Below are 17,225 nucleotides of genomic sequence, written 5' to 3' on the forward strand. Positions count from 1 at the left end.
CCATGGCAACGATCAAGGATGTAGCGGCGCTCGCGGGCATTTCCTACACGACCGTGTCGCACGTGGTGAACAACACCCGCCCGGTCAGTCAGGAAGTGCGGCGCAAAGTCGAGGCGGCGATCAAGAGCCTCGACTACGTGCCCAGTGCCGTGGCGCGCTCGCTGAAAGCCAAAACCACGGCGACCATCGGCCTGCTGGTGCCTAACAGCCTCAACCCGTACTTCGCTGAACTGGCGCGCGGAATCGAGGATTACTGCGAGCGCAACGGCTATTGCGTGATCCTCTGTAACTCCGACGACAACCCGGACAAGCAGCGCAGCTATTTGCGTGTGTTGCTGGAAAAGCGCATCGACGGTTTGATCGTCGCCTCCGCCGGCGGTGACAGTGGTCTGGCGCAAGGGCTGGCGGGCGTGAAGACGCCGATGGTCATCGTCGACCGGGGCCTGGAAGGTGTAAATGCCGATCTGGTGCGCATCGACCACGAATACGGCGCTTATCTGGCAACCCGTCACCTGCTCGAGTTGGGGCATCGCGACATCGCCACCATCGGCGGTCCGGCCAGTACCAGCGTGGCGCAAATGCGTCAGGCCGGTTATTGCCGAGCGCTGCAAGAGGCGGGAATCGAGGTGCGCGAAGAGCGCATGCTCGAAAGCGACTTCACCAGCACCGGCGGTTACAACGCCGCTGCCCGACTGCTCGAGAGCAATCCACCCAGCGCGATTTTTGCCGGCAACGACATGATTGGCATCGGTGTGCTGCGTGCGGCGGCTGAACGGAATATTCGGGTGCCGGCCGAGCTGTCGGTGATCGGCTTCGATGACATTCAGATGAGTCGTTATGTCTATCCGGCGTTGACCACGGTCGGCCAGTCGATCCTGCAACTGGGCGAGATGGCCGCCGAAGTGCTGTTGCGCAGAATTGCTGCGCCGGAATCGGGCACCGATCAACGCATCGTGACCCCGAGTATTGTCCTGCGCGAATCGACCGCGCCGCTGTCCGGCGTGTTCACCGAATATCGCTGAAACCGAATTGATGAGTAGTGATGTATGCCAGCAAATGTAGTGGTAATAGGCAGCCTGAACATGGACCTGGTCACCCGGGCGCCACGGCTGCCGCGCGGCGGTGAAACGCTGATCGGTCATTCCTTTGCCACTGTGTCGGGCGGCAAGGGCGCCAATCAAGCAGTTGCCGCTGCTCGTCTGGGCGCGCAGGTGGCGATGGTCGGTTGCGTCGGAAATGACGACTACGGTGTGCGATTGCGCGATGCCTTGCTCGCCGAGCACATCGACTGCCAGGCTGTCAGCGTCGTAGAAGATTCCAGTGGCGTGGCGCTGATTGTGGTGGATGACAACAGCCAGAACGCCATTGTGATTGTCGCCGGTGCCAACGGCGCAATGACGGAAGCAGTAATTGACCGTTTTGATGCGGTTTTGCAAGCCGCCGATGTGGTGATCTGTCAGCTCGAGATTCCCGATGCGACGGTCGGGCATGCGCTCAAGCGTGCACGTGAACTGGGCAAAACCGTCATCCTCAACCCGGCGCCGGCCAGCCGTCCTTTGCCGGCAGACTGGTTTGCCGCCATCGACTATCTGATTCCCAACGAAAGCGAGGCCGCCGCATTGAGCGGGCTCGCTGTCGACTCGCTGCAGTCGGCAGAAACGGCTGCCACTCAGTTGATTGCCATGGGCGCCGGTAAAGTCATTGTCACGTTGGGCGCGCAGGGTTCGTTGTTCGCCAATGGCCAGGGCTTCGAACACTTCCCCGCGCCGACCGTGAAGGCGGTCGATACCACGGCCGCAGGCGACACCTTTGTCGGCGGTTTCGCCGCAGCGCTGGCCAATGGCAAATCCGAGGACGAGGCGATCCGCTACGGTCAGATCGCCGCTGCACTGTCGGTTACCCGTGCCGGTGCACAACCGTCAATTCCAACCATGTCCGAAGTACAGGCGTTCAGACCCGCATGAAAAAGACTCCATTACTCAACGTCGCGCTGTCGCGACTGATCGCTTCGCTTGGCCACGGTGACATGGTCGTGATCGGCGACGCCGGTTTGCCCGTGCCGCCGGGTGTCGAGCTGATTGATCTGGCGCTGACCCATGGCATCCCTGATTTCGTCAGCACGCTGAAAGTCGTACTCAGCGAGATGCACGTAGAAAGCCATGTGCTGGCCAGAGAGATCTTCGATAAGCAGCCCTCGGCGCTGGCCGATCTGGACGCGTTGAACGAAGAGGGCGCGCTGGGCCGTAGGGATCTGCTCACCCATGAGCAGTTCAAGGTACTGAGCCGACAAGCCAGGGCGATCATTCGTACAGGAGAATGTCAGCCGTACTGCAACATCGTTCTGGTCGCCGGGGTTACATTCTGATTTCCGATCTCACCTGCACAAGGAATGCGCCATGCAACGCTATGCTGAAAAACTCCATCAACTGCTTCGGGGGCTGCTGCTTTTGTCCGTGATTACTGCGACCGGCGCTCAGGCGGCGGAAAAGATCGACCTGATCATCGACACCGATCCGGGCGCTGACGATGTGGTCGCCTTACTGTTCGCTCTGGCGTCGCCGGATGAATTGAATATTCGCGCTCTGACTACCGTGGCCGGCAACGTGCGCCTGGACAAGACTTCGCGTAACGCGCGGCTGGCTCGCGAATGGGCGGGGCGCGAAGATGTGCCGGTTTACGCTGGCGCACCGAAGCCGCTGATGCGCACGCCGATTTACGCCGAGAACATTCATGGCAAGGAAGGCTTGTCGGGCGTGACGGTTCACGAGCCAAAGAAAGGCCTGGCGAAAGGAAATGCGGTCAATTATCTGATCGACACTCTTAAATCGGCCAAACCGCACAGCATCACCATCGCCATGCTCGGCCCGCAGACCAACCTGGCTCTGGCGTTGATCCAGGAGCCGGAGATCGTTCAGGGCATCAAGGAAGTGGTGATCATGGGCGGGGCGCATTTCAACGGTGGCAACATCACCCCTGTGGCTGAATTCAACCTGTTCGCTGATCCGCAGGCTGCCGAGGTGGTGCTCAAGAGCGGGGTGAAACTCACCTATCTGCCGCTGGACGTGACCCACAAGATCCTGACCAGCGATGCACGCCTGAAGCAGATCGCCGCGCTGAACAACAATGCGAGCAAGATCGTCGGCGACATTCTCAACGAATACATCAAGGGCGATATGGAGCACTACGGCATTCCCGGCGGCCCGGTGCATGACGCCACCGTTGTGGCGTATCTGCTCAAGCCTGAGTTGTTTACCGGTCGGGCGGTCAACGTCGTGGTAGATAGCCGTGAAGGACCGACATTCGGCCAGACCATCGTTGACTGGTATGACGGCCTGAAAGCGCCGAAGAATGCATTCTGGGTCGAAAATGGCGACGCCCAGGGATTCTTTGATCTGCTGACCGAGCGCCTGAAACGCCTGAAATAAGTCGTCGACCCGCAGGCAGTTTGCCTGCGGGTTTTCACTGCGGCTGTTCGGCCTGGCCGATCGGATAGCGTTCGAATACCTGGTTGATAAAATGCTGCGCCGCTTCTATCCCCAACTCCTTGACCAGTAGATCGATGCCGATCAGCGCCAGTTCTTCCGTCGTGCCGGGGCTGTAAGAGCTGTGTCCTTCGGCCCATTTGGCGTTGATGGCGGCGTCGATGCTTACACTGGTCATGGGAGGCTCGAAAGGTCAGGATGTCTGTTTTTCGAGTTAACCATTTTGCGCGGCGTTTGGCACTGCGACTTAGGCATGAGCGGAGCGCTATGCGACACTTGGTCTTTTCCGGCTTACCAAGGACCCTGTTGTGCAGATCGATCTGAATAGCCCTGACGGCCTCACACTCGATGCAGTGCGCCAATTGCTCGCCTCAGCCAGTGACGACGTACACAACCAATTGCGCGTGACCAAAGACGGCATCGCCTATCTGTCCACCGTGACCGGTGGGCAGGATATCGACGGTCTGCTGTTTCGCCTGGAAACCTGGGCAAAGGGCTCCGGCTATGTGGGGAACGTCGCAGCCAGTGATGAAGTCTGGGTGATGCAGATTTTCAACGCGCTCAAGGACAACTGGCCGAATCCGCCGTATGACTACATCGACGTTTATTGAGGTCGTTAATATTCAGTCACGATTGTTTGCTGAGTCGCCGCGCGCAGCTCAGGCAAACTCGGCATTTTTCCGCTCGTGGGGCAGGGCATGGCTTGAGCCTTGAAACCAAACGCCGCATTGGCGGTCGCACGATCTCTGCTTAAACATTTGAAAACAAGGAGGCTTCATGCCTTTGAAGTTCGCGACACTGGGTGCACTGATGGCCGCTGCGCTGTTGGCTGGTTGCAGCACAACCTCCAGCGAGTCGGCAAAGGAACCCGTGGCTGCTGAATCGGGGAACAGCCGCTGCGAAGCATCGGCAGCGCAATTCGCCATCGGCAAGAAGGCATCCCCTGAATTGCTGGATCAGGCACGTGCCAAGGCTGGGGCGCAAAATGCGCGCTTCCTCAAGCCAAACGACATGATCACCCTGGAATACCGCTCCGATCGCCTGAACCTGAACACCGACAACAACCTGGTAGTTACTCGCGTCAGCTGCGGCTGAGTCCTTTTGTGTCAGGCATAAAAAACCCCGTCACCAGGACGGGGTTTTTTTAGTGCGCCGAGAAATTACTCTGGGCGAACCTGTGCAGCTTGCATACCCTTTTGGCCTTTCTCAGCCACGAAAGAGACGGTCTGGCCTTCTTTCAGGCTTTTGAAACCGTCGGATTCGATAGCTTTGAAGTGTACGAACAGGTCGTCACCGCCACCTTGAGGAGTGATGAAGCCGAAGCCTTTTTCATCGTTGAACCATTTAACGGTGCCGGTTTGGCGATTAGACATGGTGTATCTCCAAGAAACATATATTTTCAGTAGTACTGTGCTGCTCAGGCCAACTGGGCACACCCGGGTATCATAGTCGAAATGTTCGCTTTGGGAGCCCCCCGGACGTGCTGTTTGCCAATCAGTCGTGTTTTCTTTACCACCCGTTTCTGCTGAAAGCCCCGGTTTGAAAGGCTTTCAGCGAAACGTAAAGACGATAAAAAAACCTGTAAAACCTGCATAAATCGTCTGAAAAGGCTCATTTCCAGCACTTTTTTCCGCCTTTCAGCCGATGTTAATACCCGGTTTTCTTATTTTTTCGGGGCGGTATTTGCCTTGCATTTGGCGATCTGGCCAAGGGCTTTCTGTTGCAATTCAGGAGTCGCCTTGTTGTCCATCAGCGCCTGAATGTCGCTGGCCGGATAGGACTTGATGGCGTCAGCTCCGCAAGCGCAGTGGGATTTCGCCGCTGCAGCACCGATTTGCTGGGTCGCAGCCTGAGTGCACTGGGCCATGTACTTTTCGCGCTCGCCTTTCGGCCAGTCGGCATGGGCGCTCAGTGGCAGCAGCAGGACGACGGGGGCGACGACGGCGAATAAGCTTTTCAGACGCATGCGAGGATGCTCCTTGTGGGTCAATGTCTTGTTATCTGAGGGCGCAAGGGCCGATCAAGTTCAGCACTCTGGCATAAAATCGGACATTTCGCCTTCTGCCAAATCAGGGCGTGAGCGACCGCTCATCTGTGCTAGCATGCCGGGCTCAAGCGTTCTCAGGCTTCGGATGACCTTCAGTCCCGAAGCGGTCGGCGCGGGAATTTTTCCGATTTGAATCCCAGTCACTCTGGTTCGGTTTTCCGGTTGGCCGCAAGGCTCCTGCCGCTGTAAGGCAGGCGTTCGTCATTGAATGGCCTGGATCGGATCTTGTACTGGCTCATCCCAACCCACGTGACCTTTGGTAGGGGTCACCACTAGGAGAGGAGGCGCCATGCCAACTATTACTCTTCCCGACGGCAGTCAACGTTCATTCGATCACCCGGTTTCCGTAGCCGAGGTCGCCGCATCCATTGGTGCAGGTCTGGCCAAGGCCACGCTCGCCGGCAAGGTCAATGGCCAACTGGTCGACGCCAGCGACATCATCAGCAGCGACGCGACCCTGCAAATCATTACGCCAAAGGATGAAGAGGGGCTGGAGATCATTCGCCACTCTTGCGCGCACCTGGTTGGCCACGCGGTCAAACAGCTGTACCCGACCGCGAAGATGGTAATCGGCCCGGTCATCGATGAAGGCTTCTATTACGACATCGCCTACGAGCGTCCTTTCACGCCGGAAGACATGGCGGCCATCGAACAGCGCATGCAGCAGCTGATCGAGAAGGATTACGACGTCATCAAGAAAGTCACTCCGCGCGCCGAAGTGATCGAAGTGTTCAAGGCCCGTGGCGAAGACTACAAGCTGCGCCTGGTCGAAGACATGCCGAACGAGCAGGCCATGGGTCTGTACTATCACGAAGAATACGTCGACATGTGCCGCGGTCCGCACGTGCCGAACACGCGTTTCCTGAAATCCTTCAAGCTGACCAAGCTGTCGGGCGCCTACTGGCGTGGCGACGCCAAGAACGAGCAGTTGCAGCGCGTTTACGGCACTGCCTGGGCCGACAAGAAGCAACTGGCAGCATACATCCAGCGCATCGAAGAAGCCGAGAAGCGCGATCACCGCAAGATCGGCAAGCGCCTGGGCCTGTTCCACACTCAGGAAGAGTCGCCGGGCATGGTGTTCTGGCACCCGAATGGCTGGACTCTGTACCAGGTGCTCGAGCAGTACATGCGCAAGATCCAGCGCGACAATGGCTACCTTGAGATCAAGACTCCTCAAGTCGTCGACCGCAGCCTGTGGGAGAAATCCGGGCACTGGGCCAACTATGCCGACAACATGTTCACCACTCAGTCGGAGAACCGCGACTACGCCATCAAGCCGATGAACTGCCCGTGTCACGTGCAGGTGTTCAATCAGGGCCTGAAAAGCTACCGTGAGTTGCCGATGCGTCTTGCCGAGTTCGGTGCCTGCCACCGTAACGAGCCGTCGGGGGCGTTGCACGGCATCATGCGTGTGCGAGCGTTCACTCAGGACGACGCGCACATCTTCTGCACCGAAGAGCAGATGCAGGCCGAGTCCGCTGCGTTCATCAAGCTGACCATGGACGTTTACCGCGATTTCGGCTTCACCGAAGTCGAGATGAAACTGTCCACTCGTCCGGAAAAACGCGTCGGCTCCGATGAGCTGTGGGATCGCGCTGAAGCTGCATTGGCTGCAGCCCTTGATTCTGCTGGCCTGCCGTACGATCTGCAGCCAGGCGAGGGTGCTTTCTACGGGCCGAAGATCGAGTTCTCGCTGAAAGATTGTCTCGGTCGCGTCTGGCAGTGTGGTACCTTGCAGCTCGATTTTAACCTGCCTGTCCGTTTGGGCGCTGAATACGTCTCTGAAGACAACAGCCGCAAACACCCGGTGATGTTGCACCGCGCAATCCTCGGTTCGTTCGAGCGTTTCGTCGGGATTCTGATCGAGCACTACGAAGGTGCTTTCCCTGCGTGGCTCGCGCCGACCCAGGCGGTGATCATGAATATCACTGATAAACAGGCAGATTTTGTTGCAGAGGTTGAAAAAACTCTCAACGAAAGCGGATTTCGTGCCAAGTCCGACTTGAGAAATGAAAAGATCGGCTTTAAAATCCGCGAGCATACTTTGCTCAAGGTTCCCTATCTTTTGGTTATCGGAGATAAGGAAGTCGAGATGCAGACTGTCGCTGTGCGTACTCGTGAAGGTGCTGACCTGGGCTCGATGCCCGTCGCCCAGTTCGCTGAGTTTCTCGCGCAAGCGGTTTCCCGGCGTGGTCGCCCAGATTCGGAGTAATTATTATTAAGCGTGAAATGAGACAAGATAAACGAGCTGCACCGAAAGCCCCGATCAACGAGAATATCTCGGCACGCGAGGTTCGGTTAATTGGCGCTGATGGCGAGCAGATTGGCATCGTCTCGATTGATGAAGCGCTTCGTATCGCTGAAGAAGCAAAGCTTGATCTGGTGGAAATTTCCGCAGACGCAGTCCCGCCTGTTTGCCGGGTGATGGACTACGGCAAATCGATCTTCGAGAAGAAGAAGCAGATTGCCGCGGCGAAGAAAAACCAGAAGCAGATTCAGGTTAAAGAAATCAAGTTTCGTCCAGGGACGGAGGAAGGGGATTACCAGGTAAAACTGCGCAACCTGGTACGTTTCCTGAGTGACGGGGACAGGGCCAAGGTATCCTTGCGATTCCGCGGCCGTGAGATGGCCCACCAGGAGCTGGGGATGGAACTCCTCAAGCGGGTTGAACAAGACCTGCTCGAGTACGGTTCGGTCGAACAGCATCCTAAGATGGAAGGACGCCAGCTGATCATGGTCATCGCCCCGAAAAAGAAGAAGTAATCAACAGGGCACGGCAGGCCTTCTGATTATGTTTATCAACTGAATGCGGAGTATCCGAACATGCCAAAAATGAAAACCAAAAGTGGTGCTGCCAAGCGGTTTCTGAAAACTGCTAACGGCATCAAGCACAAGCACGCTTTCAAGAGCCACATCCTGACTAAAATGTCGACCAAGCGTAAGCGTCAACTGCGCGGTAGCAGCTTGCTGCATCCGTCTGACGTGGCAAAAGTCGAGCGCATGCTGCGCCTTCGTTAATTTAGTCAAGAATAGAGGAAGTAACTCATGGCTCGTGTAAAGCGTGGCGTCATTGCCCGTAAGCGTCACAAAAAAATTCTGAAACTTGCTAAAGGCTACTACGGCGCACGCTCCCGCGTATTCCGTGTTGCCAAGCAAGCGGTAATCAAGGCAGGCCAATACGCCTACCGTGACCGTCGTCAGAAAAAACGTCAGTTCCGCGCTCTGTGGATCGCTCGTATCAACGCTGGTGCTCGTGTTAACGGTCTGTCCTACAGCCGTTTCATCGCTGGCCTGAAAAAAGCGTCCATCGAGATCGACCGCAAGGTTCTGGCTGATCTGGCAGTGAACGAAAAAGCGGCGTTTGCTGCGATTGTCGAGAAAGCTAAAGCCACCTTGGCTTAAGTACCCCCGACAGTCACCCGGCCTCACCTCTGTGGGGCCAGGTGTTAAACGTCATAAATAGGGGAAGAGCCTTCAAGCTCTTCCCCTATTTTGTATCTGGAGTCTGTACATGGAAAACCTGGATGCGCTGGTCTCTCAAGCACTAGAGGCTGTGCAAAGCGCTGAAGATATCAATGCCCTGGAGCAAATCCGGGTTCAATACCTTGGCAAGAAGGGCGAATTGACTCAGGTGATGAAGACCCTGGGGAATCTGCCGGCCGAAGAGCGTCCGCAAGTCGGTGCGCTGATCAACGTTGCCAAGGAACGTGTTACAGGCGTTCTCAATGCGCGCATGGCATTGTTTGAAGAAGCCGAGCTGGCTGCCAAACTGTCTGCCGAATCCATCGACGTGACGTTGCCGGGCCGTGGCCAGACCTCTGGCGGTCTGCATCCGGTCACCCGGACTCTGGAGCGCGTTGAGCAGTTCTTCACCCGCATTGGCTACGGCATTGCCGAAGGCCCAGAGGTCGAAGACGACTACCACAACTTTGAAGCGCTCAACATCCCAGGCCATCACCCGGCCCGGTCGATGCATGACACCTTTTATTTCAATGCCAACATGTTGCTGCGCACCCATACCTCGCCGGTACAGGTCCGCACCATGGAGTCCAAGCAGCCGCCGATCCGCATCGTCTGCCCGGGCCGCGTGTATCGCAGCGACTCCGATATCACCCACTCGCCGATGTTCCACCAGGTCGAAGGCCTGCTGGTCGATCGCGATATCAATTTTGCCGATCTCAAAGGCACCATCGAAGAATTCCTGCGGGTGTTCTTCGAGAAAGAACTGGCCGTGCGTTTCCGTCCTTCGTACTTCCCGTTCACCGAGCCATCCGCTGAAGTCGATATGGAATGCGTGATGTGCAGTGGCAAAGGCTGCCGCGTCTGCAAGCAGACTGGCTGGCTGGAAGTGATGGGCTGCGGCATGGTTCACCCGAACGTGCTGCGCATGTCCGGCATCGACCCGGAAGAGTTCTCCGGCTTTGCCTTCGGCATGGGCGTCGAGCGTCTGGCCATGCTCCGTTACGGCGTGAACGACTTGCGTCTGTTCTTCGACAACGACTTGCGGTTCCTCGCGCAATTTCGCTAGTCGTAACGAATTCTTAGGAGAGCAGGATGAAATTCAGTGAACAATGGCTGCGTGGCTGGGTTAGCCCGCAGGTAGATCGCGATGAGCTGGTTGCTCGTCTGTCGATGGCCGGTCTTGAGGTCGATAGCGTTACGCCGGCCGCCGGTGTCTTCAGTGGTGTTGTGGTGGGCGAGGTGCTGAGCACCGAGCAGCATCCGGACGCCGACAAATTGCGCGTGTGCCAGGTCAGCAATGGCGCGGAAACCTTCCAGGTCGTGTGCGGAGCGCCAAACGTACGCCCGGGCCTGAAGATTCCGTTCGCCATGATCGGTGCCGAACTGCCGGGCGACTTCAAGATCAAGAAAGCCAAGCTGCGTGGCGTCGAGTCGAACGGCATGCTGTGCTCGCAAGCCGAATTGCAGGTTGGTGAGGGCAACGACGGTCTGATGGAGCTGCCGGCCGATGCGCCGGTGGGCGAAGATTTCCGTGTGTATCTGGAACTGGAAGACGCCAGCATCGAGGTCGACCTGACCCCGAACCGTGGCGACTGCCTGTCCCTGGCCGGTCTGGCCCGTGAAGTCGGCGCGCTGTACGCCGTGCCGGTAACCCGTCCTGTGGTGGCTGCGGTTGCAGCGGTACACGACGAAGTCCGTTCGGTCGAGGTGCTGGCCCCGGCGGCCTGCCCACGTTACTTGGGGCGGGTCATCCGTAACGTCGACCTGTCCAAGCCAACCCCGCTGTGGATGGTTGAGCGTCTGCGTCGCGCCGACGTGCGCAGCATCGACGCTGCCGTCGACATCACCAACTACGTGATGCTCGAGCTCGGCCAACCGCTGCACGCTTTCGATCTCGCCGAAATCAATGGCGGCATTCGTGTGCGCATGGCTGAAGAGGGCGAGAAGCTGGTTCTGCTTGATGGTCAGGAAGTCAGCCTGCGTAGCGATACGCTGGTCATCGCTGACCACACTCGTGCACTGGCGATCGCCGGTGTCATGGGTGGCGAGCACAGCGGTGTTTCCGCGACCACCCGTGATGTGTTCCTCGAATCTGCGTTCTTTGATCAGATTGCGGTTGCCGGCAAGGCACGTTCTTACGGCTTGCATACCGACGCTTCGCATCGCTACGAGCGTGGCGTTGACTGGCAGCTGGCCCGTGAAGCCATGGAGCGCGCCACTGGCCTGCTGCTGGAAATCACTGGCGGCGAAGCTGGTCCGATCATCGAGACCGTCAGCGAGCAACATCTGCCATCGATTGCACCGATCACTCTGCGCGCTCAGCGCATCACTCAGATGCTCGGCATGGAGATGGATTCGGCACAGGTCGAGCGTCTGCTCAGTGCCTTGGGCCTGAGCATTACCGCTGACGGCGAAGGTCAATGGCGCGTTGAAGTGCCAAGCCACCGCTTCGATATCAGCCTGGAAGTCGACCTGATCGAAGAGCTGGCTCGTCTGTACGGTTACAACCGTCTGCCGGTTCGCTACCCGCAGGCGCGTCTGGCGCCACAAGCCAAGGCGGAAGCGCGCAGTGATCTGCCTGAGCTGCGTCGTCTGCTGGTTGCTCGTGGTTATCAGGAAGCGATCACTTACAGCTTCATCGATCCGCGTCAGTTCGAACTGTTCAATCCAGGCGTCGAGCCGCTGTTGCTGGCCAATCCGATCTCCAACGATATGGCAGCCATGCGCTCGTCGTTGTGGCCAGGTCTGGTCAAGGCATTGCAGCACAACCTCAACCGTCAGCAGGATCGCGTGCGTCTGTTCGAGAGCGGCCTGCGCTTCGTTGGTCAGCTTGAAGGCTTGAAGCAAGAGCCGATGCTGTCCGGGGTTGTTTGCGGCAGCCGCTTGCCGGAAGGCTGGGCGCAGGGTCGCGACACCGTCGACTTCTTCGATGTCAAGGCTGACGTGGAAGCGGTATTGGGTTTTGCTGGTGCCCTGGATTCGTTCACGTTTGCTCCGGGCAAACACCCGGCGCTGCATCCGGGTCAGACTGCTCGCATCGAGCGTGAAGGTCGCGAGGTAGGCTATATCGGTGCAATTCACCCTGAGCTGTCAAAGGCGCTGGGGCTGGATCGTCCGGTGTTCGTCTTCGAGCTGGTTCTGGCGGAAGTGGCGCTCGGTAAAATGCCGAAATTCCACGAGTTGTCGCGCTTTCCTGAAGTGCGTCGTGACCTTGCACTGATCGCGCACAAAGACGTTGCGGCCTCGGCTGTACTGGACGTAATCCGTGAAAATGCAGGCGAATGGCTCACAGAGCTCAGGCTGTTTGACGTGTATCAGGGTAAAGGTATTGATCCTGATAGAAAAAGCCTTGCAGTTGGCTTGACCTGGCAGCATCCATCGCGCACTCTTAATGACGATGAGGTGAATTCGACGACGCAAAATATCCTCACCTCGCTCGAACAAAGGTTGAACGCCACGTTAAGGAAGTGACGTATGGGGGCTTTGACGAAAGCTGAGATGGCGGAACGTCTGTATGAAGAGCTGGGCCTGAACAAGCGGGAAGCCAAGGAATTGGTAGAACTGTTTTTCGAGGAAATCAGGCACGCTCTTGAAGACAACGAGCAGGTCAAATTGTCCGGTTTCGGCAATTTCGACCTTCGGGACAAACGCCAGCGGCCTGGCCGCAACCCGAAAACGGGGGAAGAAATCCCGATCACGGCTCGCCGTGTGGTCACCTTTCGTCCAGGGCAGAAGTTGAAGGCCCGAGTTGAGGCTTATGCTGGAACCAAGTCATAACGACGAGCTACCCGTCATCCCGGGCAAACGCTACTTCACCATTGGTGAAGTCAGCGAGCTGTGTGCCGTAAAGCCACACGTGCTGCGCTATTGGGAGCAGGAGTTTCCTCAGCTCAACCCCGTCAAACGCCGCGGGAACCGCCGGTATTATCAGCGCCAGGACGTGCTGATGATCCGGCAGATCCGCGCGCTCCTTTACGATCAGGGTTTCACCATCGGCGGCGCACGTCTGCGTCTGTCCGGCGACGAAGCCAAAGATGACACCACACAGTACAAACAGATGATTCGGCAGATGATTGCCGAATTGGAAGACGTTCTGGTGGTACTCAAGAAATAAAAAGCAGCGTTTGAATACTTCCAGTTTTCAAAAGCTTGCGATATATTCTTGAGCGTTCTTCGAGGTCAAGAACGGAAAGCAACATCAGTCGGGGCGTAGCGCAGTCCGGTAGCGCACTAGCATGGGGTGCTAGGGGTCGAGTGTTCGAATCACTCCGTCCCGACCATATTTTTCAATGAGTTAGGCCAATGTTCACAGCATTGGCCTTTTTCATGTGTGTGAGATTTTCGGGGCTACTCGATCACGCCTGCGACTCGCATCACCAAGTGTTTGGGTTGGTCAGAATGTCCGCTCGTCGAGCAAATAGCACTCTCTGTGCCCCGATCTCCTCTCACTTATTAAGCGCAGCCCCTGCGCCACTGATGGGAGAGAATGATGATCGACGACAACAATGGCCCTGAAGCGCCATATCCGGGACCAAGTGAGCAAAACCCTGACACTGGCGAGGGCCATGATTCCGGCCTGGAGCAAGCTGACTCTGAGCCAAAGCAAGGTACCGACAAACGACCAGAGGACTGGAATCCGCCACCCGGCAACCCTGGCTCTGATCAAGACGCCCAGACCGGTCGCGACAACGGCGGCGCGAAATAGGCGCATTGAATTCATATCGTGTACGAGAGACCCGGCCATCGCGCCGGGTTTTTTATTGCCACCGAATCCGCTATCAACGTAGCCGGGATGTATATGGAGACGGTCATCTGGGTTCCAGGGGCGAAGCCGAGCGGCGCCGGCGCCTGAATGATCGATCCAGACGCCGGCAACAAGCGTGTTTACTCGACTATGCAGATCCAGCGGTGGTTGTATCGGTACGGCGCGCGAGTGAAATGAACATCTGAAACCATCTTCATGCCTCGCTCTTGAAGCGCTTCGGTCAGTTGTACGAGTGTCTCTGCCTGGATAGTCATTGCTGTCACCTCGTCAGATTTACTGCGTTCATAATTCTTGACCGAGGGATCAGGCGGCTAATTCATTTTTTCTACAGCAGTCATTGGCGCCGTGAGCGTGAATGCCGTGTCACTTCATGCCCACTAATCCGCCCCATTCAAGTCCGAATCGTGCCAAGTACTTCCTCAAGCGATCGGCATCATTGGGTTGCGCCTTGGTCTGCCTGGAAACAGCGAACAGCTGTCGACCGGCATCCGACAGGCTGTCCGCCTGCTGGCACACCTCAATGACAGCCCTCAACTGCAAGCGATCGAACAAGTCCATGCTCTCGTCATCTCCTGGCAACTCAGTCGATAGCGCAGAGGGTTGCGCCAAGCTCCATGCATACCGCAACCGATCGATCTCATCATCAACCTGTGCTTCATCGATGCGCCCGCTGTCGGCCAAAGTTGCCATCCGTGTAATCGACGCGGACAGCTCGCGAAAGTTGCCCAGCCAGGCTGCTGCAGGTGAGCTGGCGAAGGCCAGGTAGCGTCGGCGTGCTTCGAGATTGAAGCGCACCCGTTCACCCTGTTCTCGAGCATGGCGTTCCAGTTCGAAGTCGATGTTCGGCTCGATGTCCTCGCGGCGGCCGGCGAGGCCGGGCAGGTCGAATGTCCAGAGGTTGATCCTTGCGTACAGGTCCTCGCGAAAAAGGCCTTCGGCGACCCGGCTGCGCAGGTCGCGGTGGGTGCCGGCGATTATCAGAAAATCACTCTCGACTTCTTTGTCCGAGCCCAGCGGGAAGAAGCGTTTCTCTTCTATTGCTTTTAACAGCATCGCTTGTTCGTCTGCGCCGAGCTCACCGATTTCATCGAGAAACAACATGCCACCATCGGCGGCGCGCAGCAGGCCATCGCGAGAGTTCTGCGCGCCGGTGAAGGCGCCTTTGACGTGGCCGAACAAGGCCGACATCGCGCCGTCGCCACGCAAAGTGGCGCAGTTGACTTCGACAAAGCGTCCCAGCATCTGATGGCGATTGCGTTTGAGTTCGTAGATGCGCCGCGCCAGGAAGGATTTGCCGGCGCCGGTCGGGCCGATCAGCAGCATGGGGGCTTTGGAGCGCAGCGCAACGCGCTCGATCTGTTCAATGGAGCGGTTGAAGGCCGGGTTGCGCGTGGCGATGCCGGACTTGAGAAATTCCAGGCCTTCGAGACGTTTGCTGGCGAAGCGTGAAGCAATCCGATCATAGCGCGACAGATCGAGATCGATCAGCGCATGAGTGCCGCAGGCGGGCTCGTTCTCGCTCTTGCGCTTGATGGGGGAGGTCTGGATCAGTCGGGCCGGCAGATAGCGCGCCTCGGTGAGCAGGAACCAGCAGATCTGTGCGACGTGGGTGCCGGTGGTGATGTGGACGAGGTAATCCTCGTGCTCAGTGTCAAAATTGTATGCAGTGGTGAAGTCGTGCAGGGCGCCATAGACCTCTTCGAAATCCCAAGGGTTGCGCAGCGACATTGGATGCAGGCGCACTTCGGTGCTCGGAGAAATCTGCTGGATGTCCGCTCGGACACGCTCGGCGAGGCTGACGTCGCGCGCGTCGAGGCCGTGAATCAATTCAAGCCGATGGATAGGGAGGTCTGTTTGTTGGCACAGGCCTACGCTTGGTCGCCAATAATTCCACCGGCTGGCACCTTTGCCGACGCGATCCAGGGTGGCTCCGATAAATCCGATGGCGACCGTGCGTTTATTGGGCATGCTTATCTCATAAGATAAATGACGATATGGAATGATAATTTTGCTGGTCGGATTTGTCTTCCATAGATTATCGAGACTCGTCGCGTCAGAGATAAAAGCTATTAAAATCAGAAACATAGAGGGAAAACCATAGCCGCATCCAAAGCTGGCACAGCGGCTGCAATGCTGATGGAAACGAACATGGACACCAAGATATGAAAGACCAAACCTATCAGCTTCTCGAAGTCGCCAACGGCAAACCCATCAAACTCTGGACCGAAGGTGTCCCGGTTGAAAACGAAGCCCGCGCACAGTTGATGAACACGGCAAAAATGCCGTTCATCTTCAAGCATCTGGCGGTGATGCCCGATGTGCACTTGGGCAAGGGCTCGACAATTGGCAGCGTGATTCCAACGGTCGGCGCGATCATTCCCGCAGCGGTGGGCGTCGACATCGGTTGCGGCATGATCGCTGCGCGTACGTCGCTGACGGCCGCAGATCTGCCAGACAACCTGCATGGATTGCGTACTGCAATCGAACAAGCGGTGCCGCACGGCCGCAGTTCGAATCGCTCGCGGCGAGACAAAGGCGCCTGGGACGAGGTTCCGCAGCAAGCCGATCAGGCCTGGGCGGGGTTGCAGCCGCGCTTCAAACTGATCACCGACAAGTATCCGAAACTGGCCAATACCAACAACCGGGCGCATTTGGGGACGCTCGGTAGTGGTAACCACTTCGTCGAAGTGTGCCTGGATGAAGCCAACCGTGTCTGGTTCATGTTGCATAGTGGTTCGCGCGGCGTCGGCAACGCTATCGGCAACCTGTTCATCCAGATGGCCCAAGCCGATATGCGTCAGCACATTGCCAACCTGCCGGACCGTGACCTGGCCTATTTCGTAGAAGGCAGCCAGCACTTTGATGATTACGTGGAAGCAGTGGGCTGGGCGCAGGACTTCGCCAGACAGAACCGTGAACTGATGATGCGCGCAGTGATTCAGGCCACGCGGCAGTTCATCCACAAGCCTTTCGAGGTCGCGCTCGAAGCGGTCAACTGCCATCACAACTACGTGCAGAAGGAACGGCATTACGGTGAAGACGTGCTGATTACCCGCAAAGGCGCGGTGTCAGCGAAGAAAGGCGAGCTGGGGATTATTCCGGGCTCGATGGGCGCCAAGAGCTTCATCGTTCGCGGTCTGGGCAATGAAGAGTCATTCAGTTCCTGCAGCCATGGCGCCGGCCGCACCATGAGCCGCACGAAGGCGAAGAATACCTTCACCGTCGCCGATCAGATTCGCGCCACCGCCCACGTGGAATGCCGCAAGGACGAAGCGGTGATTGACGAAATTCCGATGGCCTACAAGGACATCGACAAAGTCATGCACGCCCAGCGTGAGCTGGTGGAAGTGCTGCATACCCTGCGTCAAGTGGTGTGCGTCAAAGGATAAGGAACTGCGGCGCAGGAGAGAGCACTTCACCCGTCACTGCGCTGGTTCATCGCGGCTGAGCTGAAGCGCGGATGACCAAC

Annotated in this window: 19 protein-coding genes and 1 tRNA gene; 16 read left to right on the forward strand and 4 right to left on the reverse strand. The window is 57.5% G+C overall.

The features are described 5' to 3' along the window. The first annotated feature begins 2 nt into the window (after positions 1-2). The 4 genes from AC0IXA_RS18760 to AC0IXA_RS18775 are packed head-to-tail and all read left to right on the forward strand — an operon-like array spanning position 3 to position 3,425. Complete coding sequence (locus tag AC0IXA_RS18760) at positions 3-1,022, forward strand: LacI family DNA-binding transcriptional regulator (RefSeq protein WP_471814303.1); 1,020 nt, start codon at positions 3-5, stop codon at positions 1,020-1,022. Positions 1,023-1,046: 24 nt separating this feature from the next. Next, entirely contained in the window at positions 1,047-1,964 is a 918-nt protein-coding gene (rbsK, locus tag AC0IXA_RS18765) for a ribokinase (protein WP_471814304.1), read from the forward strand. Next, complete coding sequence (gene rbsD, locus AC0IXA_RS18770) at positions 1,961-2,365, forward strand: D-ribose pyranase (protein WP_471814305.1); 405 nt, start codon at positions 1,961-1,963, stop codon at positions 2,363-2,365. The genes rbsK and rbsD overlap by 4 nt, the downstream gene beginning before the upstream one ends. Before the next feature lie 31 nt (positions 2,366-2,396). After that, entirely contained in the window at positions 2,397-3,425 is a 1,029-nt protein-coding gene (locus tag AC0IXA_RS18775; protein WP_016774044.1) for a nucleoside hydrolase, read from the forward strand. Between the two features lie 34 nt (positions 3,426-3,459). Here AC0IXA_RS18775 and AC0IXA_RS18780 read toward each other — a convergent pair whose 3' ends face one another. Then, positions 3,460-3,660: a hypothetical protein gene (locus tag AC0IXA_RS18780; protein WP_016774045.1), complete on the reverse strand. Its 201-nt coding sequence runs from the start codon at positions 3,658-3,660 to the stop codon at positions 3,460-3,462. Positions 3,661-3,790: 130 nt separating this feature from the next. On the opposite strand from AC0IXA_RS18780, the gene AC0IXA_RS18785 reads away from it, so the two are divergent. After that, a complete protein-coding gene (locus AC0IXA_RS18785) occupies positions 3,791-4,093 on the forward strand; it encodes a hypothetical protein (protein WP_016774046.1) in 303 nt (100 codons plus the stop codon). A gap of 166 nt (positions 4,094-4,259) precedes the next feature. Continuing rightward, complete coding sequence (locus AC0IXA_RS18790) at positions 4,260-4,577, forward strand: I78 family peptidase inhibitor (protein WP_471814306.1); 318 nt, start codon at positions 4,260-4,262, stop codon at positions 4,575-4,577. 65 nt (positions 4,578-4,642) lie between these two features. Here AC0IXA_RS18790 and AC0IXA_RS18795 read toward each other — a convergent pair whose 3' ends face one another. Beyond that, positions 4,643-4,855: a cold-shock protein gene (locus tag AC0IXA_RS18795; RefSeq protein ID WP_003179963.1), complete on the reverse strand. Its 213-nt coding sequence runs from the start codon at positions 4,853-4,855 to the stop codon at positions 4,643-4,645. Between the two features lie 290 nt (positions 4,856-5,145). Continuing rightward, positions 5,146-5,448 carry a hypothetical protein gene (locus AC0IXA_RS18800; protein WP_016774048.1) on the reverse strand — a complete coding sequence of 101 codons (303 nt, stop codon included), beginning with the start codon at positions 5,446-5,448 and terminating at the stop codon, positions 5,146-5,148. Between the two features lie 370 nt (positions 5,449-5,818). Between AC0IXA_RS18800 and thrS the strand changes: the two genes are divergently transcribed. The 9 genes from thrS to AC0IXA_RS18845 all read left to right on the forward strand — a co-directional run bounded on the left by thrS (position 5,819) and on the right by AC0IXA_RS18845 (position 13,271). Beyond that, on the forward strand, positions 5,819-7,741 hold the full coding sequence (gene thrS / locus AC0IXA_RS18805; RefSeq protein ID WP_024012407.1) for a threonine--tRNA ligase: 1,923 nt from the start codon (positions 5,819-5,821) through the stop codon (positions 7,739-7,741). Then, positions 7,741-8,292, forward strand: coding sequence for a translation initiation factor IF-3 (gene infC / locus AC0IXA_RS18810; protein WP_169432615.1), 552 nt, complete (start codon positions 7,741-7,743; stop codon positions 8,290-8,292). The genes thrS and infC overlap by 1 nt, the downstream gene beginning before the upstream one ends. A 60-nt stretch (positions 8,293-8,352) precedes the next feature. Further along, the gene (gene rpmI / locus AC0IXA_RS18815; RefSeq protein ID WP_002553160.1) at positions 8,353-8,547 is read left to right on the forward strand and encodes a 50S ribosomal protein L35; all 195 of its coding nucleotides are present in this window, start codon (positions 8,353-8,355) and stop codon (positions 8,545-8,547) included. A gap of 27 nt (positions 8,548-8,574) precedes the next feature. Next, positions 8,575-8,931 (forward strand): 50S ribosomal protein L20, encoded by a 357-nt coding sequence (gene rplT, locus AC0IXA_RS18820; RefSeq protein ID WP_002553161.1) that lies wholly within the window; start codon positions 8,575-8,577, stop codon positions 8,929-8,931. Positions 8,932-9,040: 109 nt separating this feature from the next. Then, on the forward strand, positions 9,041-10,057 hold the full coding sequence (gene pheS / locus AC0IXA_RS18825) for a phenylalanine--tRNA ligase subunit alpha (RefSeq protein WP_003226365.1): 1,017 nt from the start codon (positions 9,041-9,043) through the stop codon (positions 10,055-10,057). 26 nt (positions 10,058-10,083) lie between these two features. Further along, positions 10,084-12,462 carry a phenylalanine--tRNA ligase subunit beta gene (gene pheT, locus AC0IXA_RS18830; RefSeq protein WP_471814307.1) on the forward strand — a complete coding sequence of 793 codons (2,379 nt, stop codon included), beginning with the start codon at positions 10,084-10,086 and terminating at the stop codon, positions 12,460-12,462. Positions 12,463-12,465: 3 nt separating this feature from the next. After that, positions 12,466-12,768: an integration host factor subunit alpha gene (ihfA, locus tag AC0IXA_RS18835; RefSeq protein ID WP_002553164.1), complete on the forward strand. Its 303-nt coding sequence runs from the start codon at positions 12,466-12,468 to the stop codon at positions 12,766-12,768. After that, a complete protein-coding gene (locus AC0IXA_RS18840; RefSeq protein ID WP_003179985.1) occupies positions 12,749-13,105 on the forward strand; it encodes a MerR family transcriptional regulator in 357 nt (118 codons plus the stop codon). Before ihfA ends, AC0IXA_RS18840 begins: the two co-directional genes overlap by 20 nt. Before the next feature lie 89 nt (positions 13,106-13,194). After that, positions 13,195-13,271 (forward strand) — tRNA-Pro (locus AC0IXA_RS18845). An 848-nt stretch (positions 13,272-14,119) separates the two neighbouring features. Here AC0IXA_RS18845 and rtcR read toward each other — a convergent pair. Then, a complete protein-coding gene (rtcR, locus tag AC0IXA_RS18850) occupies positions 14,120-15,724 on the reverse strand; it encodes an RNA repair transcriptional activator RtcR (protein ID WP_471814308.1) in 1,605 nt (534 codons plus the stop codon). Positions 15,725-15,918: 194 nt separating this feature from the next. Here rtcR and AC0IXA_RS18855 point away from each other — a divergent pair, with 194 nt between their 5' ends. After that, positions 15,919-17,145 (forward strand): RtcB family protein, encoded by a 1,227-nt coding sequence (locus AC0IXA_RS18855; RefSeq protein ID WP_471814309.1) that lies wholly within the window; start codon positions 15,919-15,921, stop codon positions 17,143-17,145. Positions 17,146-17,225 lie beyond the last annotated feature (80 nt).

It is taken from the genome of Pseudomonas sp. AC083, from assembly GCF_979253165.1.